At 41.1% G+C, this 26498-nt stretch carries 29 protein-coding genes; all 29 read left to right on the top strand.

The window, feature by feature from the left end; all coding sequences use genetic code 11:
* Positions 1 to 16 precede the first annotated feature (16 nt).
* The 29 genes from sucD (at position 17) to fliQ (ending at position 26494) form a co-directional block, all read left to right on the top strand.
* Positions 17 to 919: a succinate--CoA ligase subunit alpha gene (sucD, locus tag ABC357_RS11385; protein WP_412887618.1), complete on the top strand. Its 903-nt coding sequence runs from the start codon at positions 17 to 19 to the stop codon at positions 917 to 919.
* A gap of 82 nt (positions 920 to 1001) precedes the next feature.
* A complete protein-coding gene (gene dprA / locus ABC357_RS11380) occupies positions 1002 to 1883 on the top strand; it encodes a DNA-processing protein DprA (protein ID WP_412887617.1) in 882 nt (293 codons plus the stop codon).
* A 546-nt stretch (positions 1884 to 2429) separates the two neighbouring features.
* Positions 2430 to 4508, top strand: a complete 2079-nt coding sequence (gene topA / locus ABC357_RS11375; RefSeq protein WP_412887616.1) for a type I DNA topoisomerase — start codon at positions 2430 to 2432, stop codon at positions 4506 to 4508.
* Positions 4509 to 5241: 733 nt separating this feature from the next.
* Positions 5242 to 6555 carry an FADH(2)-oxidizing methylenetetrahydrofolate--tRNA-(uracil(54)-C(5))-methyltransferase TrmFO gene (gene trmFO, locus ABC357_RS11370; RefSeq protein ID WP_412887615.1) on the top strand — a complete coding sequence of 438 codons (1314 nt, stop codon included), beginning with the start codon at positions 5242 to 5244 and terminating at the stop codon, positions 6553 to 6555.
* 55 nt (positions 6556 to 6610) lie between these two features.
* Positions 6611 to 7504 carry a tyrosine recombinase XerC gene (gene xerC / locus ABC357_RS11365; protein ID WP_412887614.1) on the top strand — a complete coding sequence of 298 codons (894 nt, stop codon included), beginning with the start codon at positions 6611 to 6613 and terminating at the stop codon, positions 7502 to 7504.
* Positions 7505 to 7527: 23 nt separating this feature from the next.
* Positions 7528 to 8070 carry an ATP-dependent protease subunit HslV gene (gene hslV, locus ABC357_RS11360; RefSeq protein ID WP_412887613.1) on the top strand — a complete coding sequence of 181 codons (543 nt, stop codon included), beginning with the start codon at positions 7528 to 7530 and terminating at the stop codon, positions 8068 to 8070.
* A gap of 17 nt (positions 8071 to 8087) precedes the next feature.
* Positions 8088 to 9506, top strand: coding sequence for an ATP-dependent protease ATPase subunit HslU (gene hslU / locus ABC357_RS11355; RefSeq protein ID WP_412887612.1), 1419 nt, complete (start codon positions 8088 to 8090; stop codon positions 9504 to 9506).
* Between the two features lie 142 nt (positions 9507 to 9648).
* Positions 9649 to 10428 carry a GTP-sensing pleiotropic transcriptional regulator CodY gene (codY, locus tag ABC357_RS11350; protein WP_412887611.1) on the top strand — a complete coding sequence of 260 codons (780 nt, stop codon included), beginning with the start codon at positions 9649 to 9651 and terminating at the stop codon, positions 10426 to 10428.
* Between the two features lie 628 nt (positions 10429 to 11056).
* The gene (gene flgB / locus ABC357_RS11345; protein ID WP_412887610.1) at positions 11057 to 11449 is read left to right on the top strand and encodes a flagellar basal body rod protein FlgB; all 393 of its coding nucleotides are present in this window, start codon (positions 11057 to 11059) and stop codon (positions 11447 to 11449) included.
* A gap of 2 nt (positions 11450 to 11451) precedes the next feature.
* Positions 11452 to 11904 (top strand): flagellar basal body rod protein FlgC, encoded by a 453-nt coding sequence (gene flgC / locus ABC357_RS11340; RefSeq protein WP_412887609.1) that lies wholly within the window; start codon positions 11452 to 11454, stop codon positions 11902 to 11904.
* A gap of 42 nt (positions 11905 to 11946) precedes the next feature.
* A complete protein-coding gene (gene fliE, locus ABC357_RS11335) occupies positions 11947 to 12222 on the top strand; it encodes a flagellar hook-basal body complex protein FliE (protein ID WP_412888642.1) in 276 nt (91 codons plus the stop codon).
* Positions 12223 to 12298: 76 nt separating this feature from the next.
* The gene (gene fliF / locus ABC357_RS11330) at positions 12299 to 13900 is read left to right on the top strand and encodes a flagellar basal-body MS-ring/collar protein FliF (RefSeq protein WP_412887608.1); all 1602 of its coding nucleotides are present in this window, start codon (positions 12299 to 12301) and stop codon (positions 13898 to 13900) included.
* A gap of 12 nt (positions 13901 to 13912) precedes the next feature.
* Positions 13913 to 14932: a flagellar motor switch protein FliG gene (gene fliG / locus ABC357_RS11325; RefSeq protein ID WP_412887607.1), complete on the top strand. Its 1020-nt coding sequence runs from the start codon at positions 13913 to 13915 to the stop codon at positions 14930 to 14932.
* On the top strand, positions 14925 to 15686 hold the full coding sequence (fliH, locus tag ABC357_RS11320; protein WP_412887606.1) for a flagellar assembly protein FliH: 762 nt from the start codon (positions 14925 to 14927) through the stop codon (positions 15684 to 15686). Before fliG ends, fliH begins: the two co-directional genes overlap by 8 nt.
* A gap of 4 nt (positions 15687 to 15690) precedes the next feature.
* A complete protein-coding gene (gene fliI, locus ABC357_RS11315; protein ID WP_412887605.1) occupies positions 15691 to 17010 on the top strand; it encodes a flagellar protein export ATPase FliI in 1320 nt (439 codons plus the stop codon).
* Entirely contained in the window at positions 17011 to 17457 is a 447-nt protein-coding gene (fliJ, locus tag ABC357_RS11310) for a flagellar export protein FliJ (protein WP_412887604.1), read from the top strand. It begins immediately after the preceding gene.
* Between the two features lie 8 nt (positions 17458 to 17465).
* Positions 17466 to 18089 carry a MotE family protein gene (locus tag ABC357_RS11305; RefSeq protein ID WP_412887603.1) on the top strand — a complete coding sequence of 208 codons (624 nt, stop codon included), beginning with the start codon at positions 17466 to 17468 and terminating at the stop codon, positions 18087 to 18089.
* A gap of 28 nt (positions 18090 to 18117) precedes the next feature.
* Positions 18118 to 19518, top strand: a complete 1401-nt coding sequence (locus ABC357_RS11300) for a flagellar hook-length control protein FliK (RefSeq protein ID WP_412887602.1) — start codon at positions 18118 to 18120, stop codon at positions 19516 to 19518.
* Positions 19515 to 20168: a flagellar hook assembly protein FlgD gene (gene flgD / locus ABC357_RS11295; RefSeq protein WP_412887601.1), complete on the top strand. Its 654-nt coding sequence runs from the start codon at positions 19515 to 19517 to the stop codon at positions 20166 to 20168. Before ABC357_RS11300 ends, flgD begins: the two co-directional genes overlap by 4 nt.
* A 12-nt stretch (positions 20169 to 20180) precedes the next feature.
* Positions 20181 to 20570 (top strand): TIGR02530 family flagellar biosynthesis protein, encoded by a 390-nt coding sequence (locus ABC357_RS11290; protein ID WP_412887600.1) that lies wholly within the window; start codon positions 20181 to 20183, stop codon positions 20568 to 20570.
* A 74-nt stretch (positions 20571 to 20644) separates the two neighbouring features.
* Positions 20645 to 21466 carry a flagellar basal body rod protein FlgG gene (flgG, locus tag ABC357_RS11285; RefSeq protein WP_412887599.1) on the top strand — a complete coding sequence of 274 codons (822 nt, stop codon included), beginning with the start codon at positions 20645 to 20647 and terminating at the stop codon, positions 21464 to 21466.
* A 50-nt stretch (positions 21467 to 21516) separates the two neighbouring features.
* Entirely contained in the window at positions 21517 to 21741 is a 225-nt protein-coding gene (locus ABC357_RS11280; protein WP_412887598.1) for a flagellar FlbD family protein, read from the top strand.
* Positions 21728 to 22144 (top strand): flagellar basal body-associated protein FliL, encoded by a 417-nt coding sequence (fliL, locus tag ABC357_RS11275; protein ID WP_412887597.1) that lies wholly within the window; start codon positions 21728 to 21730, stop codon positions 22142 to 22144. Before ABC357_RS11280 ends, fliL begins: the two co-directional genes overlap by 14 nt.
* A 52-nt stretch (positions 22145 to 22196) precedes the next feature.
* A complete protein-coding gene (gene fliM / locus ABC357_RS11270) occupies positions 22197 to 23198 on the top strand; it encodes a flagellar motor switch protein FliM (protein WP_412887596.1) in 1002 nt (333 codons plus the stop codon).
* Complete coding sequence (fliY, locus tag ABC357_RS11265) at positions 23188 to 24411, top strand: flagellar motor switch phosphatase FliY (RefSeq protein WP_412887595.1); 1224 nt, start codon at positions 23188 to 23190, stop codon at positions 24409 to 24411. Before fliM ends, fliY begins: the two co-directional genes overlap by 11 nt.
* Positions 24412 to 24429: 18 nt before the next feature.
* Positions 24430 to 24792: a chemotaxis protein CheY gene (gene cheY, locus ABC357_RS11260; protein WP_412887594.1), complete on the top strand. Its 363-nt coding sequence runs from the start codon at positions 24430 to 24432 to the stop codon at positions 24790 to 24792.
* A gap of 86 nt (positions 24793 to 24878) precedes the next feature.
* The gene (locus tag ABC357_RS11255; RefSeq protein WP_412887593.1) at positions 24879 to 25553 is read left to right on the top strand and encodes a flagellar biosynthetic protein FliO; all 675 of its coding nucleotides are present in this window, start codon (positions 24879 to 24881) and stop codon (positions 25551 to 25553) included.
* Complete coding sequence (fliP, locus tag ABC357_RS11250) at positions 25546 to 26211, top strand: flagellar type III secretion system pore protein FliP (RefSeq protein WP_412887592.1); 666 nt, start codon at positions 25546 to 25548, stop codon at positions 26209 to 26211. Before ABC357_RS11255 ends, fliP begins: the two co-directional genes overlap by 8 nt.
* A gap of 13 nt (positions 26212 to 26224) precedes the next feature.
* Positions 26225 to 26494 (top strand): flagellar biosynthesis protein FliQ, encoded by a 270-nt coding sequence (fliQ, locus tag ABC357_RS11245; RefSeq protein ID WP_412887591.1) that lies wholly within the window; start codon positions 26225 to 26227, stop codon positions 26492 to 26494.
* The last annotated feature ends 4 nt before the right edge of the window (positions 26495 to 26498 follow it).

Raw genomic sequence — 26498 nt, 5'->3', positions numbered from 1 at the left:
GGCAGGGGGGAGAAACATGAGCGTTTTAATTAATAAAGACACGAAGGTTATTGTTCAAGGGATTACAGGTTCAACAGCCCGTTTCCATACACAGCAAATGCTCGAATACGGCACTAAAATTGTGGGTGGCGTAACGCCAGGAAAAGGCGGACAGGAAGTTGAAGGAGTGCCGGTATTCAATACTGTGAGCGAAGCAGTAGAAAAAACAGGAGCAAATGCTTCCGTCATTTATGTGGCAGCTCCATTTGCGGCAGACGCTATTCTTGAAGCGGTTGATGCTGAATTGGATCTTGTCATCTGTATCACAGAGCATATACCTGTATTGGATATGGTGAAAGTGAAACGTTATATGGAAGGCAAGAAAACTCGTTTGATCGGGCCAAACTGCCCTGGAGTTATTTCTCCGGACGAATGCAAAATCGGTATCATGCCTGGTTATATCCATACAAAAGGGCATGTAGGCGTTGTTTCCCGTTCAGGTACATTGACTTATGAGGCAGTTCATCAATTGACTCAATCTGGTTTGGGCCAATCCTCAGCTGTAGGGATCGGCGGCGATCCTGTAAACGGAACAAACTTCATCGATGTGTTGAAAGCATTTAATGAAGACCCGGAAACATATGCAGTTATCATGATCGGTGAAATCGGGGGAACAGCTGAAGAAGAAGCAGCGCAATGGGTGAAAGAAAATATGACTAAACCTGTTGTAGGCTTTATCGGCGGACGCACTGCCCCTGCAGGAAAGCGCATGGGTCATGCTGGTGCTATCATCTCAGGCGGCAAAGGGACAGCGGACGAAAAAATCCGCGTCATGAATGAATGTGGAATTAAGGTTGCAGAAACACCATCTGTAATGGGTGAAACACTTATTTCCGTATTGAAAGAAAAAGGACTATACGATCAATGTAAAACACATTAATCAGTAGTTGGCAGAAGGGACACCCCTCACATATGGGGGGTGTGCTTTTGTATATAAAAAATAGGAATTGAGGTCATGCTTATTGGATACATTTAAGAAACAACTTGTCCTTCTCCACCATTGCAGAGGAATCGGGTGGAAGGGCATACAAACTATATTGGCTTTTGATCCACAGCTTGAAAAAATCATGCATATCCCCATCAAACAGTGGCAACTTCTCCTGCCTTTTTTACCCCCCTCCCAATTATCCCTATTCCATTCGGATTTACATCGCATCCCAATAGAAGAAAAAATTAGGCAATACACATATAATGGCATTGAAATGCTAACTCCATTTGATCTGGATTATCCTTCATTATTGACCCATATTTATGATCCTCCGTGGGTGCTTTATATGAAAGGGAACAAACAGTTGCTGGCAGAACTTAAGCCCTTGGCTGTTGTCGGCCCTCGAAAACCCTCTGAATATGGAAAAATGGCGATTGATCAACTTCTGCCTCCACTTGTTCGACAGAATTATGTAATCGTTAGCGGCCTTGCAGCAGGAATTGATGCCTATGCGCATCAATGTGCGATCCAGGAAGGAGGCAAAACAATCGCAATCATGGCAGGCGGCCTATTTCACATATATCCAAGGGAAAATATCAGCCTTGGGCTTGATATGATGAGAAGCCAGCTAGTCATCTCAGAGACAGTGCCTTTCCAAAAAGCACAGCCGTTTATGTTTCCGATGCGAAACAGAATTATCAGTGGAATGAGCCTCGCAGTTTTGATTGTTGAGGCAAAAAGCAGAAGTGGTTCACTCATAACCGCACAGACAGCATTGGAGCAAGGAAGAGACGTGTTTGCTGTTCCAGGCAGCATTTTCAGCGAGCGCTCATCAGGAACCAATCTATTGATTCAAGAAGGTGCCAAGCTGATTTTGAGACCGGAGGATATCGAAGAAGAAATCGTAAGAAACTAGTCTCTATATAATGAAGGAACTTGGATAATTGCAGTGGTAAAATCAATCAATCGGCTGGATTGTATAAGCCGTTTGATTGATTTTTTATGAATTGGGTTCTTTTTTTGTTTACAGCTTATTAAAACTATGTAAATATGAAATTTGTAAGAAATTTGCATGGATAGAATTCGAAATAGGTTGAAATGTTTATCATTTTGATATACATTGGGCTTCAAGCACATATAAATGATAATCCGTATTGAAGGAGCAACTGTAAGGAGATTAACTGGTCCAGCTTGACTATGCTGGCGGCATATTTAGCTGTAAGTATGAATGAAGCAGTCTACTCTAGCAAGAGGTTTTAACCAATCGCTTAGCTGCCTATAAAACCTCTTTATTTGCCAAATGTGCATTTAATGTGCAATGATTAGAACTGCACTTTCAAAGTAAAGCATGCAGGTAAAGGAAAGCAGGAAATAACCTTACATCGTTTGTACGGATTGACAAACGATTTTTAAATGAATAATAATAGTATGGATTTAAATTACCTCTTAAGGAGGATTTTGCATGTCAGAATATCTTGTCATAGTAGAATCACCAGCCAAGGCAAAAACCATTGAAAAATACCTTGGAAAAAAATATAAAGTAAAAGCATCTATGGGACATGTTATTGATTTGCCCAAAAGCCAGATGGGTGTTACTAAAGAAAATAACTTCGAACCTAAATATATAACGATTCGCGGAAAAGGCCCTGTCCTGAAAGAAATTAAGGCAGCAGCAAAGAAAGCTAAGAAAATATATCTTGCAGCTGACCCCGACAGAGAAGGGGAAGCAATTGCATGGCATTTGGCAAAATCGTTGAATTTGGATGAAGGATCCAAATGCCGGGTAGTATTTAATGAAATAACTAAGGATGCCATTAAGGATTCATTCAAGCATCCCCGTTCCGTCAATATGGATTTAGTAGACGCCCAACAAGCGAGACGTGTTTTGGACAGATTGGTCGGCTACAATATCAGTCCATTATTATGGAAGAAAGTAAAAAAAGGATTGAGCGCCGGCCGTGTTCAATCTGTTGCGGTGAAATTGATTATCGACCGGGAAAAGGAAATACTTGATTTCAATCCTGAAGAATATTGGACAATCGGCTCTCAATTCCAAAAAGGGAATAACGTTTTTGAAGGTTCTTTCTTTAGCTATAAAGGCGAAAAAGTTCCTTTACATACGGAAGAAGATGTAAAGCGTATTCAAGCTAACATGGACGGCAATGATTTTACCGTTTCATCTGTTACAAAAAAAGAAAGAAAACGAAATCCAGCACTTCCTTTCACGACGTCTTCCTTACAGCAGGAAGCAGCTAGAAAATTGAATTTCCGGGCAAAAAAGACAATGATGCTCGCTCAGCAGCTGTATGAAGGAATCGACTTGGGCAAGGAAGGGACAGTCGGGCTGATTACGTACATGAGAACAGATTCAACCCGTATTTCTGATGTAGCTGTGGCAGAATGTGCACAATATGTCGAAAGTCATTTCGGCAAGGAATTTGTCATAAAGGAACATCGGAAAGATAAGAAGCAAGGCAAAACCCAGGATGCCCATGAAGCGGTGCGCCCTACAAGCACAATGAAGGACCCTGCATCGGTCAAGGAGTTTTTGTCCCGTGACCAGCATCGATTATACCGTCTAATCTGGGAACGTTTTGTATCGAGCCAAATGGCGCCTGCCGTATTGGATACAATGAGCGTCGATTTAAAGAATAACGAAGTTCTTTTCCGGGCGACAGGCAGTAAAATAAAGTTTCCTGGCTTCATGAAAGTGTATGTTGAAGGAACCGATGACAATGTGGAAGAGAAGAAGGACAATCATTTGCCGGATTTGAAGGAGGGCGACCTGGTATATTCCAAAGATATTGAACCAGCCCAACACTTTACGCAGCCTCCTCCAAGATATACGGAAGCACGACTGGTGAAAACGCTTGAAGAGCGGGGCATTGGCCGTCCATCCACCTATGCCCCTACTTTGGATACAATTCAAAAGCGGGGTTACGTATCATTGGATAATAAGCGTTTTATCCCGACTGAACTCGGTGAAATTGTATCTCAGCTAATTGAAGAATTCTTTCCTGATATCCTTGATGTGGAATTTACTGCCAATATGGAACAAGAATTGGATAATATCGAAGCAGGGGAAATCAAATGGAAAGAGGTCATAAAAGATTTCTATGAGGATTTTGAGGTCCATTTGCATAAAGCAGAAGCTGAAATGGAAAAGGTAGAGATTAAGGATGAGCCTGCCGGAGAAGATTGTGAGCTATGCGGAAGCCCGATGGTGTTCAAAATGGGGCGTTACGGCAAATTTATGGCTTGCAGCAATTTTCCGGAATGCAGAAATACAAAACCGATCGTAAAGTCAATCGATGTACCTTGCCCGAAATGCGGCAAAGGGGAAATCATTGAACGGAAAAGCAAGAAAAAGCGGATCTTCTATGGTTGCAACTTATATCCTGAATGTGATTTTATTTCTTGGGATAAACCAATCGCACGAAAATGCCCTAAATGTGAAAGCTTACTCGTAGAGAAAAAGCTTAAAAAGGGCGTGCAGGTACAATGTACACAGTGTGATTATAAGGAGAGTCAGCAAAAGTAGGGAGCTAATCGCCCCTGCTTTTTTTCTGGCCGAAAGGATATATGGACGGTTGTTTTCGGCAATTTGTTGCTAATGTAGCTGGCGGGACAGATGATTAAGCAGGTTCCTATTATCTTAGTCTACACCTCTCATCAACCTATTTGAGAACAGATCTATGTATAAAGCTATTTTAAGGTAAATTTAAAGAATATTTGTTAAACTATTTAAGGCTTCATCAATCTATTGTTTGATTGGTGACCTAAAAAAAAGGCGAAAATAGTTTTCATATAGCAAATTTGTCCTGAATACCCAGTAGTTTAATAATGATAAGAATAATTAGTGAACATTTTTTCACAAAGATTCAATTTTGTGTGAAATGTATATGGACAAATTAAGAACAATAAGGATATAATTGCATTCGGCTCAGTTATTTTACTGAAATAATATTACGAAAAAGAATGAAAGAATTATCTTCTGTTCTTTTATTGATAATATAAAGTTTGGATTATGCTACCAGTTGAAAATGTACATATCAATATATCTTTTTTACTGGTTGATATCTAAATGGGCTATAAAGCAGTTCAAGTCTCTGATAATGGAATCGATTGACATCCCATGTTGCTTACATGATTTTTTGATGACTCACCAAAGAAATTTCGATTTTTGTTTTATAGAGCCTTGCTTTCCTTATTAGGATCAAAAAAATGTGTAATGTACAGGACAAGCAAACATTTCTTTATTTGGAGGTTTTAACATGTCAAATATGACAGTAAATGTAATTGGAGCAGGACTTGCGGGAAGTGAAGCGGCATGGCAAATAGCTAATAGAGGCATTAAAGTAAAACTGTTTGAGATGAGACCGGTCAAAATGACGCCTGCACATCATACAGATAAATTTGCTGAATTGGTTTGCAGCAACTCTTTAAGAGCCAATACTCTAACGAATGCAGTCGGCGTTTTGAAAGAAGAAATGCGCCAAATGGATTCCTTGATCATGAAGGCAGCCGATGAAAGTTCCGTGCCTGCGGGCGGGGCGCTTGCCGTAGACCGACACGAGTTTGCCGGCCGTATTACTGAAGCATTGCGGACACATGAGAATATTACCGTCATGAATGAAGAGGTATGCGAAATACCTGAAGGCCTTACCATTATCGCAACTGGGCCGCTAACGAGCCCGGATCTCTCTGCAAAACTATCTGCATTAACCGGTGAAGAGCATTTGTATTTTTACGATGCGGCCGCACCTATCATTGAAAAAGATAGTATTGACTTTGACAAGGTATACGTCAAATCCCGCTATGATAAAGGGGAAGCAGCCTATGTGAACTGTCCAATGAATGAAGAAGAGTTTAACACTTTCTACGAAGCATTAATTTCAGGGGAAACTGTTCCACTGAAGGAATTCGAGAAAGAAATCTTTTTTGAAGGATGCATGCCTGTTGAGGTGATGGCCTCCCGTGGGAAAAAGACCATGCTTTTTGGACCGCTTAAACCGGTTGGGCTTGAAGACCCGCGCACTGGCAAAAGACCGTATGCGGTGGTCCAATTGAGACAGGATGATGCTGCGGGAACACTATACAATATTGTCGGTTTCCAGACACACTTAAAATGGGGAGCCCAAAAAGAAGTGATCCGTTTAATCCCCGGCCTGGAAAATGCAGAGATTGTCCGTTATGGTGTCATGCACCGCAATACATTCATTAACTCGCCGAATGTATTGGATGCAACTTATCAGGTCAGAAACAACAAGCATTTATTCTTTGCGGGACAAATGACGGGTGTTGAAGGGTATGTTGAATCAGCCGCGTCAGGGTTAATTGCCGGAATGAATGCAGCTCTTTTGGCTGCTGGGCAAGAGCCTGTTGAGTTGCCTGCTGAGACAGCAATGGGAAGTATGGCAAAATACATTACGACTGCAAATCCGAAAAATTTCCAGCCGATGAATGCTAATTTCGGTTTATTCCCTGACCTTCCCGAGAAAATCAGAGGGAAAAAAGAACGAAATGAAAGGCATGCAAAACGGGCATTGGAAACAATTCAGAACTTTGTGAAAAGTTTGCACTATTAATTGCATGGGCTGCTGAATTGTGTTACGATTTAGTAGCCCTTGTGAGGTGAAATGAATGCAAAGTAAAGATGACATTCTTCGTGCTTTTTTACAATATCTACAATTGGAAAAGAATTATTCTGATTATACAATCGAGTACTACAGCAAAGATGTTAATGAATTTTTCATGTTCATCGATGAACAATCTATTGCTGATATACATACTGTTTCTTTTTTTGATGCAAGGCTGTATTTAACAAAGCTGTATAACAAGGATATGGCAAAGAAATCGATTGCCCGGAAAACCTCCTGTTTGCGAAGCTTTTATAAATGGCTTATGAGAGAAGAACTGGCTGCCGAGAATCCCTTTGCCCTAGTTTCCCTCCCGAAAAAAGAACAAAAGCTTCCACAATTTCTGTATGAAGAAGAAATCGTAAAGCTTTTGGCTTCGATCCCTTCGACAACGCTAGGGATTAGAAATCTTGCTTTGGTGGAATTGTTATATGCAACAGGAATTCGGGTAAGTGAATGTTGTGGACTTACGTTGAAAGATATTCACTTTGATCTGGAAACCATTCTTGTGCACGGTAAAGGGAAAAAAGACCGCTATGTCCCATTTGGGAAATATGCAGGCAGCGCTTTGCATAAATATATAAATGATGCTAGAAAAAAACTCATGAAAAAGGCAGATCATGATTATGTGTTTGTTAATTCCCGCGGTGAACCGCTTACAGTCCGGGGAATACGGCACATACTGAAACAATTGATAGAACATGCCTGTATAGACGGCAAGCTTCATCCGCATATGTTGCGGCACAGCTTTGCCACCCATTTATTGAATAACGGCGCGGACCTGCGTTCTGTCCAGGAATTGCTGGGCCACGACAATCTTTCATCTACACAAATCTATACACATGTAACAAAGGATCAACTGCGGAAAGTATATCAATCTTCACATCCACGGGCATAGCCTGTACTGAAAGGAGAAATACGATGGGAAATTTTCATGCAACTACTATTTTTGCGATTAAGCATAAAGGACAGTGTGCAATGTCAGGGGATGGCCAGGTGACGCTTGGCAATCAAATCGTGATGAAGCATACCGCACGAAAGGTAAGACGGCTGTTTAGAGGAAAGGTATTAGCCGGATTTGCCGGATCTGTGGCTGATGCTTTCACGCTATCGGAAATGTTCGAAGGAAAGCTGGAGGAGTATAACGGTAATCTTCAAAGAGCGGCAGTGGAACTGGCCAAACAATGGCGGGGCGATAAAATGCTGCGCCAATTGGAAGCCATGCTGATTGTTATGGACAAGGACAGCCTGTTGCTTGTATCAGGCACAGGGGAGGTCATTGAGCCCGATGATGGCATGCTGGCGATCGGTTCAGGCGGAAGCTATGCACTAAGTGCCGGGAGAGCGCTGAAACGCTATTCCGGCGACAGTATGACAGCAAGGGAAATCGCGGAGGCTTCCCTAACTATAGCCGGTGAAATCTGTGTATTTACTAATTCCAATATTATAATTGAAGAATTATAAATGAGGTGGCTGCGATGATGAAGAATAACCGAGGTAATCTTACCCCAAGACAGATTGTTGATAAACTTAACCAATATATTGTAGGCCAAAATGATGCAAAGCGGGCAGTAGCGATAGCTTTACGGAACCGATACAGAAGAAGCCTGCTCTCTGAAAGTTTACGGGAGGAAGTTGTTCCTAAAAATATTCTTATGATCGGCCCTACCGGTGTCGGTAAAACAGAAATTGCCCGGAGAATAGCGAAATTGGTCAACGCCCCCTTTGTTAAGGTGGAAGCAACCAAATTCACTGAAGTAGGATACGTTGGCCGGGATGTTGAATCCATGGTTAGGGATTTGACTGAAACGGCCATCCGGTTGGTGAAAGAAGAAAAGATGTTAAGCGTTAAAGAGCAGGCGGAGAGCAATGCCAATAGAAGATTGGTTGAATTGCTAGTTCCTTCAGCAAAGAAATCTGCAGGATTTAAAAATCCGCTGGAAATGTTTTTTGGCGGCAATGATTCCGGCAACCAGGATGACCAAGAGGAAGCTCAATCCTCTGAAGAAAACAGTTTAAAGACAAAGCGTGAATTGATAAAGAAAGAGCTTGAAGCCGGGAAACTGGAAGAAGAGGTTGTGACTGTCGAAGTGGAGGAGCAGCCCCCATCCATGTTTGACATGCTTCAGGGTTCGGGAATGGAACAAATGGGCATGAATATGCAGGATGCATTCAGCAACTTAATGCCCAAAAAGCGTAAGAAGCGTAAGCTGACTGTTGCAGAAGCAAGAATCGTGCTAACAAATGAAGAAGCCGGCAAATTAATCGATATGGATGAAGTAACCCAGGAAGCTATCGTGAAAGCGGAGCAGACGGGTATTATCTTCATCGATGAAATTGATAAAATCGCAAGCAAATCTACGGGAAGCTCTTCCGCAGATGTCTCCAGGGAAGGTGTTCAGCGCGATATCCTGCCTGTTGTGGAGGGGTCGACCGTTGTCACTAAGTATGGCCCTGTCAAAACAGATCATGTACTATTTATCGCGGCCGGGGCTTTCCATATCGCCAAGCCTTCGGATCTAATCCCTGAATTACAAGGGAGATTCCCAATCCGTGTCGAACTGCAGAAGCTATCTGTAGAGGATTTCCAACGGATTTTGCATGAGCCCGACCACGCCTTAATTAAACAATATAAAGCTTTATTAGAAACAGAAGGTATACAAATAGAATTTTCTGACGATGCTATTCGTAGGATTGCAGAAGTAGCGTATGAAGTGAACCAAAATACAGATAATATAGGTGCGAGAAGATTGCATACCATTCTGGAGAAGCTCTTGGAAGACTTATCTTTCGAGGCTCCGGATATTACGATGGAAAAGATCGAAATTACTCCGCAATATGTGGAAGAAAAGCTTGGATCCATCTCTAAAAATAAGGATCTCAGCCAATTTATCTTATAACTAAACAAAAAGCTTCGTTCTTAAACAGAAGAGAGATCTTTTTACTTAATGGTTCATCCAACGTTATTTTCAAGTGATTGTACTATCAGAGGAAAATCTACACATAAAATTTAATATCGCATCTATTAGGAGGAACTTATTCATGAATTTACTTGAAAAAACTAGAAAGATTAATGCAATGCTTCAAAATGCAGCTGGAAAACCAGTTAATTTTAAGGAAATGGCTGAGATCTTGAGCGATGTAATCGATTCAAATGTATATGTTGTGAGCAGAAGAGGGAAGCTTCTAGGAGTCTCCATTAACCAACAAATTGAAAACGAGCGCATGAAAAAAATGTTCGAAGACCGCCAATTTCCTGAAGAATATACGAACAGCCTTTTCAATCTTCAAGAAACATCTTCTAACTTGAACGTAGACAGCGAATATACAGCATTTCCCGTCGAAAACAAAGATTTGTTCGTAAACGGTTTAACAACTGTAGTGCCTATTATCGGTGGGGGCGAAAGACTAGGAACGTTAATTTTGGCACGCCTTGAAGAAAAATTCCAAGATGATGATTTAATCCTGGCTGAATATGGCGCTACAGTGGTAGGTATGGAAATCCTTCGCGAGAAAGCGGATGAGATTGAAGGAGAAGCGCGTAGCAAAGCTGTAGTCCAAATGGCTATTTCATCATTGTCTTACAGCGAATTAGAAGCAATCGAGCATATTTTTGAAGAACTGAATGGCCACGAAGGCTTGCTTGTAGCTTCCAAGATTGCAGACCGTGTTGGCATTACCCGTTCAGTGATCGTAAATGCATTGCGTAAGCTTGAGAGTGCTGGTGTAATCGAATCACGTTCACTTGGAATGAAAGGAACATATATTAAAGTGTTGAATAATAAGTTCCTTGTAGAATTGGAAAAATTGAAAAATCATTAATGAAAAAAACCAGCCGAATTCGGCTGGTTTTTTTGTTTTTAGTGACCATTCTCATCCTCGTCATGCAAAATAATTTATTAATATGCCTTAAACACTAACTTTTTATGAAAAAAAGTTATTTTTTTTTGAGTAAAAGTTCCTAAAAAATAGGGATATTTGACTATTGAATTGTCATATAGATGCCGGTAAATTCCAAAAGATTCATAAGAAAAATGAATAATTTGCCATAAAATAGAAATGAATTGGTGAATATTCTTCCAATATAACCCAATTATAAACTTTTGTATAATATTTTTCTTTATTTGTTAATAATTACCATAGAATGGTATGTGTTTCAAAATAGGTCATAAGTATGCATTATTTTTTCAAATTTTTCATTATTATGTATATATCAACAAGAAAAGACATCTTAGACCTATTATATAAGTCCCTTTGCAAAAAATGAGGGTAAAATGTGTTTTGAATGGGGGATATATGACGAATTTAAGAAATTTTATGAACAAAGCTTTATTATATAGGACATTACTTGTACTTTAATAGTAAGAGTAGATGATTGTTTAAAAAAGGTAGATATTTTTCACTATATGGATTTTAAGCATACTGAAGATAAAAGAATGAGGTGACGAAGATGTCGATTTTTTCAGGCACTATTGCTGGATTAGAAAGTGCCTTAAATTATGCGGGTACAAAACAAAAAGTGATTGCAGACAATATAGCAAACGCAGATACGCCGAACTATAAGGCGAAAAGTGTCAGTTTTCGGAATATGCTTGATTCTGAAATGGATAAATTTCAAGCAAACCGTACAGATGCAAGGCATATGGCTTTTACTTCAAATGAAGGGAGCACCCCTGGGGTGTTTGTTAAACAGAATGTTTCGTACAACAATAATGGCAACTCGGTAGATCCGGATAAAGAAATGAGCGTTATGGCCACTAATCAGATTTATTACAATGCACTAATCGATCGGATGAGCGGGAAATTGAAATCACTTGAGAATGTAATTAGGGGAGGCAAGTAATTATGGCTTTATTCCAAGGGATGAACAGTACTGCTTCTGCACTTACAGCCCAAAGGCTTCGAATGGATGTCATATCGAGTAACATGGCAAATGTTGATACGGCAAGAGGAAAATATGTCGATGGGAAATGGCAGCCATATCAACGAAAAATGGTCGTGCTTCAGCCAGGGAATGCACCTTTTTCTTCTTATCTGAATAAAGCAATGGGCTCACAATCAGGTGTGGGTGAAGGGGTCAAGGTCGCTAAAGTAGTTGAAGACGATAGCCCTGCCAAACTAGTATATGATCCGACGAATGCAGATGCGGACGAGAATGGTTATGTAAGTATGCCGAATGTCGATCCGTTAAGGGAAATGGTTGACCTGATGAGCGCAACTAGATCATACGAAGCGAATGTAACGGTATTTAATGCATCAAAAAGCATGATGATGAAAGCACTTGAAATTGGCAAATAGATAGGAGTTTTTGAAATGAAAATCACAGGATTCACTCCAAAGATGATGCAAACACTGCAGCCGTCTTCAGGCACTAACACTACACCAGCAGAAGCCCAGAAATCATTTTCCTCTCTGTTAAAGCAATCCATCAACGAAGTAAACAACTCGCAACTACAATCAGATGAATTGACAAATAAGCTTGCTAAAGGTGAGCAAGTTGATTTACATACGGTTATGATCGCTTCGCAAAAAGCGAACATAATGATGCAGACAACACTGGAGGTTAGAAATAAAGCAGTGGAAGCCTATCAAGAAATAATGAGAATGCAGGTATAAACATCATTTTCCTATCGAGCTGAAAAAGAATAATCCTGAGAACAAAGTAACATGACAAAGCGGTCGGGGGAACATGATGAAAGAGAAACTAGTACAATTTAAAAATAAAGTAACACTGTTTTGGCAAAGCAAATCCAGCAAGCAAAAGGGAATCATGATCGGCTCTGTTGTACTCATAATCGCATTTATTGGAGCGGCATCCTGGTATGCGATGAAACCTACAATGGTTCCTTTATATTCAGATTTATCTCCTGCAGAGACAGGCAGCATTAAAGAAAATGTGGACGCTAAGGGAATCAAGACGGAAATAGCTGATAACGGCACAACCATCATGGTGCCAAAGGAACAGGTGGACACATTAAAAGTCCAATTGGCAGCAGAAGGGTTGCCTGAGACAGGGAGCATCGATTACTCCTTTTTTAGCGATAATGCCAAAATGGGCATGACAGATAACGAATTCAATGTAATGAAGCTGGATGCCACACAGACGGAGTTAGCCAATCTAATTAAGCAAATTGATGGTGTCCAAAACGCAAAAGTAATGATATCCATGCCTGATAAAGGCGTATTTGTAACGGATGATAATGAACAGGCATCCGCTTCTATCATTTTGAATGTAAAACCGGGCTATAAATTCCAGGATGACCAAATCAAAGCGTTATACCATTTGGTATCGAAAAGCATCCCGAGCCTTCCTGAAGAAAATATCGCCATCATGAATCAAAATTTCGAGTATTATGATTTGAACAATAGCAATAAGCTAGCCAATGGTTCGACAATTGGAGATCAATTTGAAATCAAGAAACAAATTGAACGGGATATACAAAGACGTGTACAAGCAATGCTTGGGACTATCATGGGCCAGGATAAAGTTGTGGCATCGGTTACAGCGGATGTTGATTTCTCACAGGAAAAAAGAGAAGAAAATCTTGTAACTCCTGTCGACGAAGAAAATATGGCAGGCATCGCGATCAGCGCTAAGAAGCTGACTGAGACGTTTACAGGAAAAGGCGCCGCCGGTGGGGTTCCGCAAGGGGAAGATGCATCCGACTCCCTGGGGACAAGCTCACAGTATGCTGAAGGCTCCTCAAGCGATGGCGATTATGAAAAAACGGAAGAAACGATCAATAATGAAGTGAACCGCATTAAGAAGGAAGTAGTGGAGAGTCCTTATAAAGTAAAAGACTTAGGTATACAGGTAATGGTTGAACCTCCAAACCCTAAGGACCTAAACTCACTGCCTCAGGACCGCGTCGATGATATTACAAAAATTCTTGGAACTATCATCCGCACTACGATTGATAAAGATGATAAAAGTGAGCAAATCTCAGATGAAGATATAGATAAAAAAATTGCTGTTTCTGTCCAGAAATTCAATGGCAAAGTTTCTTTTGATGAAGACAAGAACACTCAAATCCCATTGTGGGCTTACATTGTGGGGGGAATTCTGCTGATTGCCCTACTTATTGTTCTGTTCCTTTTCTTGCGTTCCCGTAAAAACAAACAGGAAATGGAAGAAGAGATGGTTATTGAAGAACAAGAGGAATTTGATATACCGGATGTGAACAATGAACAGGAAACGGAAGGATCAATGAAGAGAAAACAATTAGAAAAAATGGCGAGAGAGAAACCGGATGAGTTTGCTAAATTATTGCGCACTTGGTTATCGCAGGATTAGGGGGTTATGCAATTGTCGAAGAAAGATAAAAGAGCTGGATTAACAGGAAGACAAAAAGCAGCCATCCTCCTCATCTCCTTGGGTCCGGATGTTTCTGCTTCAGTCTATAAACATTTATCTGAGGAAGAAATTGAGCGGTTAACATTGGAGATTTCATCTGTAAGAAAGGTAGATTCACTTGAAAAAGAAAACATACTAGATGAATTTCACCATATCGCTTTAGCACAAGATTATATTACACAGGGCGGGATTGGTTATGCCAAACAGGTGCTTGAGAAAGCGCTTGGACCGAATGAAGCAACAGCCATTATTAATAGACTTACTTCCTCTTTACAGGTAAAACCATTCGATTTCGCAAGGAAAGCCGATCCTGCCCAGATTTTAAATTTTATCCAAAGTGAGCATCCTCAGACAATCGCGCTCATTCTTTCTTATTTGGAACCGGCACAGGCTGGCCAAATTCTCTCTGAACTTCCTCAGGAGGTTCAGGCGGATATTGCGCGCCGTATTGCGATCATGGATAGTACATCTCCAGAAATCATCAACGAAGTTGAACAGATTTTGGAACGGAAACTCTCTGCGACTGTTACTCAGGACTACACGCAAACAGGTGGGATTGAGGCAGTAGTCGATGTGTTGAACGGCGTTGACCGGTCAACAGAAAGAACGATCTTGGATGCTTTGGAAATCCAGGATCCGGAACTTGCCGAAGAAATTAAAAAACGGATGTTTGTATTCGAGGATATCGTTACACTGGATGGACGTGCCATTCAGCGCGTAATCAGGGATTCTGAGAATGAAGATTTGAAACTGGCATTGAAGGTGTCGAGCGAGGAAGTAAAGGAAATCATTTTCAAAAATATGTCCAAACGGATGGTCGATACATTTGTAGAGGAAATGGAATATATGGGCCCTGTCCGGCTGCGTGATGTAGAAGAAGCCCAATCCCGGATTGTCGCGGTTGTCCGCAGACTAGAGGAATCAGGAGAGATCATTGTGGCGCGTGGCGGAGGAGATGACATCATTGTCTAGGATCATCAAATCATCTTGGATGGCACAAGAAAAGCAAGAAGAGAAGAGGATTTCAATTGTTCCGCTAACCCACCTGTCCAGTACTGGCTTTCAAGATGAACAGTCAGCACATGTGAACCATCATGCAATGCTAGAGGAAGCGGAAGCCAGCGCACAGCGCATTATGGATGAAGCCAACCGACGCGCAACGGAGATTAAAAGGTCGATTGAGCAGGAAAGGGAAAAGTGGGAGTTGCACGATCGAAAATTGCTCGAAGAATCAGCTCGCGATTCAGGCTTTAATGAAGGCCATGCATACGGAATAGAACAGGGGCGCCAAGAAATGAAAGCTCAAATTGAAATGGCGCAACAGGTTGTCCTTTCTGCCAAAAAGGATTATCAAAACTATCTGGATTCCGCAGAGCAGACGATACTTGATTTGAGCATTGCCATCGCCAGCCAAATCTTAAATGTGGAAATACAGGAGAAGCAGGAGACATTTTTGCCGCTTGTCAAAAAAGCGATAAAAGAAGTAAGAGATTACAAGGAAGTTCAGCTTCGGGTGCATCCGAAGCACTATGACTTTTTCGTTTCGCAAAAGGCTGAATTGCTGGCCATATTTCCGAAAGAGACGGATTTGGTCATCTATCCGGATGAAGATATGAATGAGACTGGCTGTGTTATTGAATCTGCAGCCGGCCTAATTGATGCGGGAATTGACAGTCAACTGACAGAAGTGAAACACCAGCTGGAAGAGCTTCTGGAGGGGGAATAAGGGAATGGAAGCAAAAGAACTGTTGCCTTTTATCAAAGAAATGGATACTTACAAGAGATACGGAAGAGTGAAAAAAGTAGTTGGTTTGATGATAGAATCACAAGGGCCTGAATGCTCTGTAGGCGATGTTTGCTTTATCCACACAGGAGGCAAAGCGTCAAGGAAGGCAATCCGGGCCGAAGTGGTTGGATTTAAGGAAGAAAATATTATTCTGATGCCCTATACGGTTGTAAACGAAATTTCTCCTGGCTGTTTTGTTGAAGCAACGATGAGACCGTTGGAGATTAAAGTAGGCTCCGCCTTAATCGGAACAGCTGTCGATCCACTAGGCTTTCCTTTAGATGGTTCTTCTCTTCCTAAGGGATTGGCAACAGTGGGTACCGACCGTATGCCGCCTAACCCAATGCAAAGGCCGCCTATCGATGAAAGCATAGAGGTCGGAGTAAGAATGATAGATAGCTTACTCACAGTAGGGAAAGGGCAGCGCGTAGGCATTTTCGCCGGCAGCGGTGTCGGCAAAAGTACGCTGCTTGGGATGATTGCCCGCAACACAACTGCCGATATCAACGTAATTGGTTTAATTGGAGAGCGTGGCAGAGAAGTACGCGAATTCATAGACCGCGATTTAGGGCCAGAAGGACTTGCGCGTTCGATTGTAGTCGTAGCCACGTCTGATCAACCGGCACTTATGCGTATTAAAGGCGCTTATACAGCTACCGCTATTGCTGAGTATTTCCGTGACCAGGGCTTGAATGTCATGTTAATGATGGATTCGGTAACACGTGTGGCGATGGCGCAACGGGAAATTGGCCTTGCAGTTGGTGAGCCTCCAACGACAAAAGGGTATCCGCCTTCCGTTTTCGGCCTGCTTCCAGGATTGCTGGAACGGACAGGCACGAATGAAAAAGGGACCATTACAGCATTTTATACAGTGCTTGTGGATGGGGACGACATGAATGAACCGATCGCCGACACAGTGAGGGGAATTTTGGATGGCCACTTTGTAATGGACAGGGATTTAGCCAATAAAGGCCAATTCCCGGCAGTTAATGTATTAAAGAGCATATCGCGGTTAATGAATCATATAGCTGATCCTACACATGTAAAGAATGCAGAAAAGGTAAGGGAAATGCTGTCCAAATACATTGAGAATGAAGATTTGATCAACATTGGTGCATACAAAAGGGGTTCGTCGGTTGAAATTGATCAGGCGCTTGAAAAATACCCGGATATTATTGCGTTCCTTAAACAGGGAACCAAGGAATCGATCTCTAAGAATGAAAGCATCCAAATGTTGAATGACTTGATAGGAAGTGCAAAATAAATGATGGGCTATCAGTATAAATTTGAAAAGATTCTCAGTTTAAAGGATAAAGAGAAAAAGGATGCCCAAGCACAATATGGACATGCCGTTGAAGCTTTTGAAAAAGCTGCTGAAAACCTATACGAACTATTAAAAAAGAAAGAAACCTTGCATGGCTTACAGCAAGACAAGCTTGTTTCCGGTTTGTCCATTATTGAAATCAGGCATAATCAATTATTTATGGATAATCTAGAAAACCTGATCGCTTTTGCCCAGCAGGAAGTATTGAAAACAAGGACTCAAATGAATCACATGCAAAATAGGCTGATCGATAAAAACGTGGAAGTTAAGAAATACGAAAAAATCAAAGAAAAACAATACAGTAAATTTGTTGAAAATATAAAACAACTTGAAAAGATCCAAATGGATGACATTTCAATCCAAACATTTTTAAGCAAAGAAAATTAGGTGATTGTATGGGAAAAAAGGAAAAGCAAATAGAGATGCAAAAGGAAGAGAAACCATACAATAAGTTTCAATGGTTTTTGTTTGCCATCGTCATTCCCGTTGTATTTGCGCTCGTTTTAGGACTAATCGTTATGTCTGTTGCCGGCATCAATGTTTTTCAGTGGACCAAAGACATCGGCTCCAAGCTCCCAGTAGTCTCAAGTTTGACCAGTAATAAGGATGATGGTTCTATTACACGCTATAAAGAAAAAATTGTAAATCTTCAGGGTGAGATTAAAAACAATGAGGTACAAATCGGCAAACTGGAAAGCATGCTCGATACAAAAGATAAAGAAATTAACAAAAGCGATATAGAAAAACAAAGGCTCCAACAGGAAATAACAGAATTAAAAGCCGTGCAGGAGGATAACAAAAAAGCCTATAAAGATATTGTCAGGACGTATGAATCGATGGCTCCTAAAAAAGCTGCACCTATAATAGCGAGTTTGAAGGACGATGAGGCAGTGAAACTGTTATCGAACTTAAAGCCTGATACACTTGGAGCCATTTTAGAAAAAATGGATCCTGCTGTTGCAGCCCGTTTAACCCAGAAGCTGACGGTTGCGGAGAATAAAGAGGCTTCTACCCAATAAAGAAAAGTAAATGAAGGGAGGTGATAAGATGAATATCCTAGCGTTGCAGTCATTTATGCCTAGTGCACAAAATGGTAAAAAACAAGCAACTAATAGCTCATTGGGAGCATTTGGCGATTTATTGTCAAGCCAGTTAACCGGAACTAACCCATTATCCTCACAAAATGGAAACCAACAAACGGCAGCTGGTTTAGCATTCACAATGCTTCAATCAATTTTAGATCAATTGAATATGACGAATCCTGCTGATGGAGGAAATAGTGGGAAATTGACGCCACAAATGCAAACAGATGATTTGACTATATCTGATGTATATGAACAGATGCCCATTAAAATGGATAAATCATCTGTAGATGATCTGATGGCACATATATATGAATTGCTTACAGGAATGGGCTATAACCTTCCTTTTGCATCTCAACCAGAGAGGAAGGGGCTTTCTGATGTAGAAAATTCGTCGGCAGCTAAAAGTGTTACTGACGGAGTGGATGTGTTGCTTCAAAAATACTCAACATTATGCCAAAATTTATTGGAATCCGATTTTTTTGTTAAGGCAGTTCAAAATACAAAATATGATACAGGCCAATTACAGTCATTAATAGAGCTGGTCCTTCCTACAGTGGAAGACGCTTTAAAAGGAGCTAAACAACTTTCGTTGCTTGGCGATCGATTAGACACGACAGTGGACATGAAAAATGGTTTTTCACATCTAAAAAACCAATTGAATCAGTTGAAAGAGACTCTGAACAGTCACCTTTCCCAAGAAGCAAGCTTTAAAGGTTCTGCAAAAGCAACTATTATTAAAACAAATAATTGGGGCCTGGACACAAATATGTTTAATCGCATGAATCAAGTGTCTAAATCAGTGGCGTCGGACAAGCTGGCAAAGACAAATGGAGACCAGCCTGCCGGGTTACAGCATAATCCGTTTGTAACACCCTCAAAGATTGAACAGTTCGTCTGGAGCCTGCCAATGAAAAGCAACGGCTCTGTGAACGAGGAGCAACTGGCCAAATCATTCGAATCGATAATGAATAAGGCCAATTTTTCGATGGCCAACGGCACTCAGAAGTTGTTGCTCAAACTGAATCCTGAACATTTGGGATCGATAAGAATAGAGTTGATACAGAAAGATGGGATCATGGTTGCCAAAATCATGACAAGTTCTTCGGCTGCCAAAGAAATGCTCGACAATCAGTTGCAAGGATTAAAGCAGTCATTGGCCAACCAGCATATTGCCGTTGAAAAAGTCGAAATCACACAAGCCTTCAATGCCCAGCCGCAGGACAGGCACATGTACCGTGAACAAGGCCAACAACAGCAAGAGCAGAACCGAAACAATCAGCAACAATCCGATTCAAAAGAAGAAGAACAGTTTCTGGAAGAGTTTCTTCAAGCAATTGAACAAGGCGAGGTGAAATTAGGATGACAAGTATAGATAGTTCTTTGCTTTACACGGAATATAAAAAGCAGCAAGACGCTAAGCGAACTCCCTCAAATGAATTAGGGAAGGATGCTTTTATGAAAATTCTGCTGACGCAGCTGCAGAACCAGGATATTAACAACACAATGGATGATAAGGATTTTATCGCCCAGCTTGCACAGTTTTCTTCTTTAGAGCAGATGACCAATATGTCCAGCAACTTTGAAAAATTCGCTAGTATGCAGCAGGAAAGCCAGTTGCTTGCCTATAATCAATTTATGGGCAAAGAAGTGAAATGGCATAAAATTGAGGAAGCGACAGAGCCTGACGGAAAACCTACGATCAAAGAAGGAACAGGTATAGTCCAAACCATCCAATATAAAAATGGATCAGTCGTTTTCGTCCTTCAGGATGGGACAACATTGGAGCCTGCCAATATCTCGGAAGTGAATAACACTGGATCTGGAGCATCCGGGAACAGTCTTCTGCAGGCGAGTGAACTGATCGGCAAAAAGATTACATGGAAAAAGGATGACCAGGAATTGGAAGCGGTCGTAAAATCTGTTTTTATGAAGGACAGCAAAATCCAGTACGAATTGAACGATCAGAATGGAACAACGATTACAGCCGATCAGATTACTAAAATTTCATCATAAGGAGTGGATTTGATGAAAACAAATTTTCATCATGTAAATAATACTCCCCTGATCGCACAGCATCCGAATCTAGTTAAGAAAAATGTAGCAAAAAATACGAGTCAGCCTTTCTCACAATCTCTTAACCAAGTACTGCAGGAAAAGCAGGGATTGACAATCAGCAAGCATGCCAACACGCGAATGCAGCAAAGAGGAATATCCATATCCGATGAAACGTGGGACCGTGTGAACGAAAAGACTCAACAGGCAAAACGAAAGGGAGTCAACGATTCATTGGTGCTGCTCACAAATGCTGCTTTAATTGTTAGCGCCAAGAACAATGTCGTTGTGACGGCGATGGGGAGAGAAGAAGCGGCAGGGCAGATTTTTACAAACATAAATGGAACAATCGTCATCGATTGAAGGCTGGACCTTTTCAAGGGGGCCTTAGGCAAGCTGATTGAATGAAGCTGCCATAACGAAAGGAGAACAAACAAATGTTACGTTCAATGTATTCAGGTATTAGCGGAATGAAAAACTTTCAGACAAAGCTTGATGTAATCGGCAATAATATCGCCAATGTCAATACATTCGGCTTTAAAAAAGGCCGTGTTGTGTTTCAGGATATGCTTAGCCAGACAACGGCTGGTGCTAGTGCGCCTACAACTAATCGAGGTGGAGTCAATCCTAAACAGGTGGGGTTAGGTTCACAAATGGCTGCTATCGATACAATCGATACAGTCGGAAGTTCACAATTTACTGGACGAGTCTTAGATCTTATGATTGCTGGTGACGGCTATTTTGTTGTTGCCGATGGAACAAAAGATACCGGTGGTAATATTACATTAGGTGAAAAGAATTATACGAGAGCAGGTAATTTATATCTAGATGTGGACGGTAATTTAGTTAACAGTGATGGAATGTACGTATCTGGCAGTGATGGTAAAACTATAAATATACCGAAAACGGCAAAGGAACTAACAATAGGCCAAGATGGAAAAGTGAATTATTTGAATGATGCAGGTAACATTCAAACTGCAGGGACATTGGCTATAGCAAAATTTTCAAATCCAGGCGGTTTACAAAAAGTAGGGTCGAATTTGTTAAAAGAAAGTAAAAACTCCGGTGCTCCGTTAATGACATTGGCTGGCCAAAATGGGACAGGTAGTATTGCTTCTTCCACACTGGAAATGTCAAACGTCGATTTGTCTGAGGAATTCACTGAAATGATCGTCGCTCAGCGCGGTTTCCAGGCGAATACAAAGATCATCACAACTTCCGACGAAATCCTTCAGGAGCTTGTGAATTTAAAACGATAACGTAAGGGAGGGAGGAACTCCGATATAAAAGGGTCGGAGTTCCTCAATTAATGATAAAAGTGACAAGTTTAAACGGAAAGCCATTTACACTGAATGCGATGTACATAGAGAAAATCGACTACAACCCAGATACGACCATTACGTTGACAAATGGACATAAATACTTAGTGCGTGAGTCCGAAAGTGATATGACACAGGCTGTTACTTCATTTTATACATCCATCAAAATGTTCGGACATCATGAGATTGCGGGGGGTAATGATGAAGAAGAATAAACCGTTAACGATTATGCTCATTACGTTAGTGGTGATTACGTTGGTGGCTGCCATCGCGTTGGTGATGGTTTTGAACATGGGCAAAAGCGATGACAAGAACCCATCCATAGACCAAATCGTTAAGCATTCGGTTGAAGTGCCTGATATTACGACGAATCTTGCTGAAGACGGATTTATAAAAATTTCATTTATGATACAAACGGACAGCAAAAGCGCAAAGAAAGAATTGGAGAAACGAAATTTCCAGGTGAAGAATATCATCATTACGGAACTTTCCCAGCGGAAGGCTTCGCAATTTAAGAGCTTCGAAAACCTTGAAAATATTTTGAAGGAAAAAATCAACAGCATCATGCAGGACGGAAAGATTGAAAGGGTATACGTTACCTCATCCATCATCCAATAGAAACAATGCTGTTCCTAAACGTTGGCAGGCTTATAAATGGGGGTGAGAGAACTTGTCCAGTGAAATATTATCGCAGAGTGAAATAGACGCTTTGCTTTCAGCTTTATCGACCGGTGAAATGGATGCCGATGAGCTGAAGAAAGAAGAAGTGGAAAAGAGAGTGAAAGTATACGATTTTAAGAGAGCATTGCGCTTCTCTAAAGATCAAATCCGAAGTTTGACGAGAATCCACGAAAACTTTGCCCGTTTATTGACCACCTTTTTTTCTGCACAGCTGCGCACATACGTTCAAATATCAGTGGCGAGCGTAGACCAAATCCCTTATGAGGAATTTATCCGCTCTATACCGAAGATGACCATTTTAAATGTATTCGAGGTCCCGCCGCTTGATGGAAGAATAGTGATGGAGGTCAATCCGAATATTGCGTACGCTATGATGGACCGTGTGCTGGGCGGGCGAGGGGCAAGCATGAATAAAGTGGATACGCTGACCGAAATCGAAACAAAGATTATGTCCAACCTGTTCGAGAGGGGATTCGAGCATTTACAGGAAGCTTGGAACACGCTTGCGGATATTGATCCGGTTTTAACGGAATTTGAGGTTAATCCCCAGTTTCTTCAAATGGTGTCACCAAATGAAACCGTTATTGTCATTTCATTGAATACCCATATCGGAGAAGCAAGCGGCATGATGAATATTTGCATTCCTCATGTTGTCCTTGAACCCATTATTCCTAGATTGTCTGTCCATTATTGGATGCAGACCTCACAAAAAGAAAGATTGCCTATTGAAAAAGAAACATTGGAAAAAGAAGTGAAGCACGCAGAGGTTGAATTGGTTGCCGAATTAGGGACAACCGATATATCGATTGAAGATTTTTTACAGCTTGATTTGGGCGATGTTATTGATTTGAATACTCATTTGAACAGCCATTTCCTATTGAAGGTCGGCGGAGTCCCTAAATTCACAGGGCAGCCAGGCAAAATAGGCAATAAGATGGCGTTGCAAATTTTAGATACTGTTAAGGGGGGAGAGGAAGAAGATGATGACTGAAGATATGTTATCCCAAGATGAAATAGATGCTTTGCTCAAAGGGACTGACGGTGACGATAATGATGATGATTACATGGATTCTCCTCTGATTGATGATTATGTAAGTTCGATGGAACAAGATGCTTTAGGTGAAATCGGCAATATTTCATTTGGAAGCTCAGCTACCGCTTTGTCCACTTTATTGAACCAAAAAGTGGAGATTACAACGCCTGCGGTATCATTGGTAGACAGGAACCGCCTGCAGGAAGAATTCCCGCATCCATATGTAGCCATACAAGTACAATACACGACCGGGTTTTCAGGAGCCAATTTATTGGTGATCAAGCAAAGTGATGCCAGCATCATTGCGGACCTTATGCTGGGAGGGAACGGAGAAAATCCCGGTGATTTACTAGGGGATATCCAATTAAGCGCCGTCCAGGAAGCGATGAACCAGATGATGGGATCAGCCGCTACATCCATGTCGACCATTTTCAATAAGAAGGTGGATATTTCCCCACCTAGCATTGAACTGCTCGACATTCAAAATGGGGAAGGCGAAGAAGCAATACCGCCCGACAACCTGCTGGTGAAAATTTCTTTCCGGTTGAAAATCGGCGAGTTGATCGACTCCAATATTATGCAGCTACTACCGATCAAATTCGCTAAGGCGCTTGTGGATGAATTAATGAACGGAGCTTCTCCGTCACAAGACGAACCATATAAGGAAGAGGTTTCAGCCACACAAGAGTTGCACAGCGAGGCAATGCATTATGCAGAGGAAGAAAAGGTAAATGATGCATATATGTATCAGGAACCTCCTACAACCCGGCAGATCGAGCAGCAGGTGGAATCTTACCAAACAGCGCCTGCACAGGTACACAATGCATCACAATCAAAGCCGAGCCAGCCGGTAAATGTGCAGCCCGCCCAGTTCTCTAGTTTCCAATCATTTGAAACGCAGGAAACAGGAATGAAAAATTTAGACATGCTTCTGGATATTCCGTTGCAGATTACAGTCGAATTAGGAAGAACAAAAAAATCGGTTAGGGATATTTTAGAATTATCCAATGGTTCCATTATTGAACTCGACAAGCTTGCAGGCGAACCGGTAGATATTCTGGTGAACAGCCGATTGATCGCTAAAGGGGAAGTAGTCGTTATTGATGAGAATTTTGGCGTAAGGGTGACGGATATCGTCAGTCAAAGCGACCGTTTGAAAAATTTACGTTAACATATGGAGGAGTAAAGAATGGCACATAAAATTTTAATCGTGGATGATGCAGCATTCATGAGAATGATGATTAAAGATATTTTATCAAAAAATGGATTTGATATTGTCGGGGAAGCGGCTGATGGTCTCCAAGCCATAGAAAAATATAAAGAAACACAGCCAGATCTTGTGACAATGGACATTACAATGCCGGAAATGGACGGTATAACCGCACTGAAGGAAATAAAGAAAATCAATCCTCAAGCCAAAATCATTATGTGTTCTGCGATGGGCCAGCAGGCTATGGTAATCGATGCTATCCAGGCTGGGGCAAGAGACTTTATTGTAAAGCCGTTCCAAGCTGACCGTGTCCTTGAAGCGATCAATAAAACATTGAGCTAACAGGCAGTTTGCAATCCTATAGAATGCCAGTTTTATAGGATTGCCTTTCTATTGATTCATCACAGCAGTTAGAGGGTGTAATTATTTTGGCAAAGCGAACAATGCGATCCTTCATTGCAATCCTGATGTTCAGCTTGTTCTTTTCAATCAACTCAGGCACATATGTCCATGCTGCCGGAGATAATGGGAATGAAACGGTTGAACAATACTTGGAGCAACAGAAGAATAAGGGTAAAACAGAAAAAAAAGAAGTGAAGGAAGAACCTTCGAGTGAAGTGGATTCAGCGCCGACTGTCGGATTTACGGATATTTTACGTTTGTTGGCCGCTTTTCTGTTTGTGATTGGACTTCTATATCTATTATTAAAGTTCATTAACAAAAGAACAAAAGGCTACCAGAAAGGGAATCTCATCCAAAACCTTGGCGGGACAAGCCTTGGAAATTCAAAATCAATCCAAATTGTCAAAATCGGAACAAAACTGTATATAATTGGTGTCGGAGAGAATGTCCAATTATTGAATGAAATTACCGATGAAGATGAAATGGAAACGATTCTATCTGAGTATAATTCTGCTGCCGACCGGGCAATGGCGCCTGCCGATATTGTCAGTAAATGGGTTGGCAGAAAAAAAGACAGAGATGATAAAGAGACAACCGTATCATTTACAGAGCAATTCAAGGAACAATTGAGCCAGATGGCAGCAAACCGAAAAGCGATAAAAGAGGAATACAAAAAGAAGGTGGAAACAAAAGATGAATGAATTCATGAGTTTTTTCAATAATAGCGATCCTTCTGCCGTTTCATCTTCTGTTAAACTGCTTTTGGTTTTTACTGTCCTGTCCCTTGCTCCCAGCATTCTTATTTTAATGACCTGTTTCACGAGGATCATTATAGTGCTTGGTTTTGTCAGAACATCGCTCGCTACTCAGCAGATGCCTCCAACTCAAGTACTGGTAGGAATAGCTTTATTTATGACCTTCTTCATTATGGCCCCCACATTTCATGAAGTGAATGAAAAAGCGCTGACACCGCTTTTTAAGGAAGAGATTAATCTAGAACAAGCATACGAAGAGGCAACTGGTCCCTTCAAAGAGTTTATGAGTGCTCAAACTAGACAAAAAGATTTAGAGTTGTTTTTATCATATGCTCAAATGGAAAGACCAAAGGACATTAAGGATATCCCGTTGACCGCCTTAGTTCCCGCGTTTGCCATAAGTGAAATAAAGACAGCCTTTCAAATAGGTTTTATGATATTCATACCATTTCTGGTGATTGACATGATTGTGGCCAGTGTGCTTATGTCCATGGGAATGATGATGCTGCCTCCTGTCATGATCTCACTGCCGTTCAAAATTTTGTTGTTTGTACTGGTGGATGGTTGGTATCTGGTTGTAAAATCTCTACTACAAAGTTTTTAGTTGGTGATAAAGAATGAGTCAAGAATTTGTAATTAATATGGCTGAAAAGGGAGTTTATACGGTTTTAATTATTAGTGGTCCATTATTGCTTCTTGCATTGGGAATAGGGTTGATTGTCAGTATATTTCAGGCTACCACCCAAATCCAGGAGCAAACCTTGGCTTTTGTGCCAAAGATTGTAGCTGTACTTCTCGGGTTGATCTTTTTCGGTCCGTGGATGCTGACACATATGCTTTCTTACGCCACTGAGATATTTGCTAACCTGTATAAATTCATAGGGTAAGAAT

Origin of the sequence: Bacillus kalamii, assembly GCF_047238185.1 — a bacterium.
Classification (GTDB): Bacteria; Bacillota; Bacilli; order Bacillales; family DSM-1321; genus Bacillus_AD.
Note: the sequence above shows the minus strand (reverse complement) of the source record. Positions and strands in the feature narration are given on the sequence as shown.

Bases quoted from the DNA above. Each gene is read 5' to 3' on its own strand.
- xerC (WP_412887614.1), top strand. From the start codon at position 6,611: ATGCAAAGTAAAGATGACATTCTTCGTGCTTTTTTACAATATCTACAA.
- flgG (WP_412887599.1), top strand. From the start codon at position 20,645: ATGTTACGTTCAATGTATTCAGGTATTAGCGGAATGAAAAACTTTCAG.
- fliY (WP_412887595.1), top strand. From the start codon at position 23,188: ATGATGACTGAAGATATGTTATCCCAAGATGAAATAGATGCTTTGCTC.
- fliJ (WP_412887604.1), top strand. From the start codon at position 17,011: ATGATGGGCTATCAGTATAAATTTGAAAAGATTCTCAGTTTAAAGGAT.
- fliI (WP_412887605.1), top strand. From the start codon at position 15,691: ATGGAAGCAAAAGAACTGTTGCCTTTTATCAAAGAAATGGATACTTAC.
- fliP (WP_412887592.1), top strand. From the start codon at position 25,546: ATGAATGAATTCATGAGTTTTTTCAATAATAGCGATCCTTCTGCCGTT.
- fliQ (WP_412887591.1), top strand. From the start codon at position 26,225: ATGAGTCAAGAATTTGTAATTAATATGGCTGAAAAGGGAGTTTATACG.
- flgB (WP_412887610.1), top strand. From the start codon at position 11,057: ATGTCGATTTTTTCAGGCACTATTGCTGGATTAGAAAGTGCCTTAAAT.
- flgC (WP_412887609.1), top strand. From the start codon at position 11,452: ATGGCTTTATTCCAAGGGATGAACAGTACTGCTTCTGCACTTACAGCC.
- ABC357_RS11280 (WP_412887598.1), top strand. From the start codon at position 21,517: ATGATAAAAGTGACAAGTTTAAACGGAAAGCCATTTACACTGAATGCG.
- ABC357_RS11300 (WP_412887602.1), top strand. From the start codon at position 18,118: ATGAATATCCTAGCGTTGCAGTCATTTATGCCTAGTGCACAAAATGGT.
- hslU (WP_412887612.1), top strand. From the start codon at position 8,088: ATGAAGAATAACCGAGGTAATCTTACCCCAAGACAGATTGTTGATAAA.
- hslV (WP_412887613.1), top strand. From the start codon at position 7,528: ATGGGAAATTTTCATGCAACTACTATTTTTGCGATTAAGCATAAAGGA.
- codY (WP_412887611.1), top strand. From the start codon at position 9,649: ATGAATTTACTTGAAAAAACTAGAAAGATTAATGCAATGCTTCAAAAT.
- flgD (WP_412887601.1), top strand. From the start codon at position 19,515: ATGACAAGTATAGATAGTTCTTTGCTTTACACGGAATATAAAAAGCAG.
- sucD (WP_412887618.1), top strand. From the start codon at position 17: ATGAGCGTTTTAATTAATAAAGACACGAAGGTTATTGTTCAAGGGATT.
- fliL (WP_412887597.1), top strand. From the start codon at position 21,728: ATGAAGAAGAATAAACCGTTAACGATTATGCTCATTACGTTAGTGGTG.
- topA (WP_412887616.1), top strand. From the start codon at position 2,430: ATGTCAGAATATCTTGTCATAGTAGAATCACCAGCCAAGGCAAAAACC.
- ABC357_RS11305 (WP_412887603.1), top strand. From the start codon at position 17,466: ATGGGAAAAAAGGAAAAGCAAATAGAGATGCAAAAGGAAGAGAAACCA.
- trmFO (WP_412887615.1), top strand. From the start codon at position 5,242: ATGTCAAATATGACAGTAAATGTAATTGGAGCAGGACTTGCGGGAAGT.
- fliE (WP_412888642.1), top strand. From the start codon at position 11,947: ATGATGCAAACACTGCAGCCGTCTTCAGGCACTAACACTACACCAGCA.
- fliF (WP_412887608.1), top strand. From the start codon at position 12,299: ATGAAAGAGAAACTAGTACAATTTAAAAATAAAGTAACACTGTTTTGG.
- ABC357_RS11290 (WP_412887600.1), top strand. From the start codon at position 20,181: ATGAAAACAAATTTTCATCATGTAAATAATACTCCCCTGATCGCACAG.
- cheY (WP_412887594.1), top strand. From the start codon at position 24,430: ATGGCACATAAAATTTTAATCGTGGATGATGCAGCATTCATGAGAATG.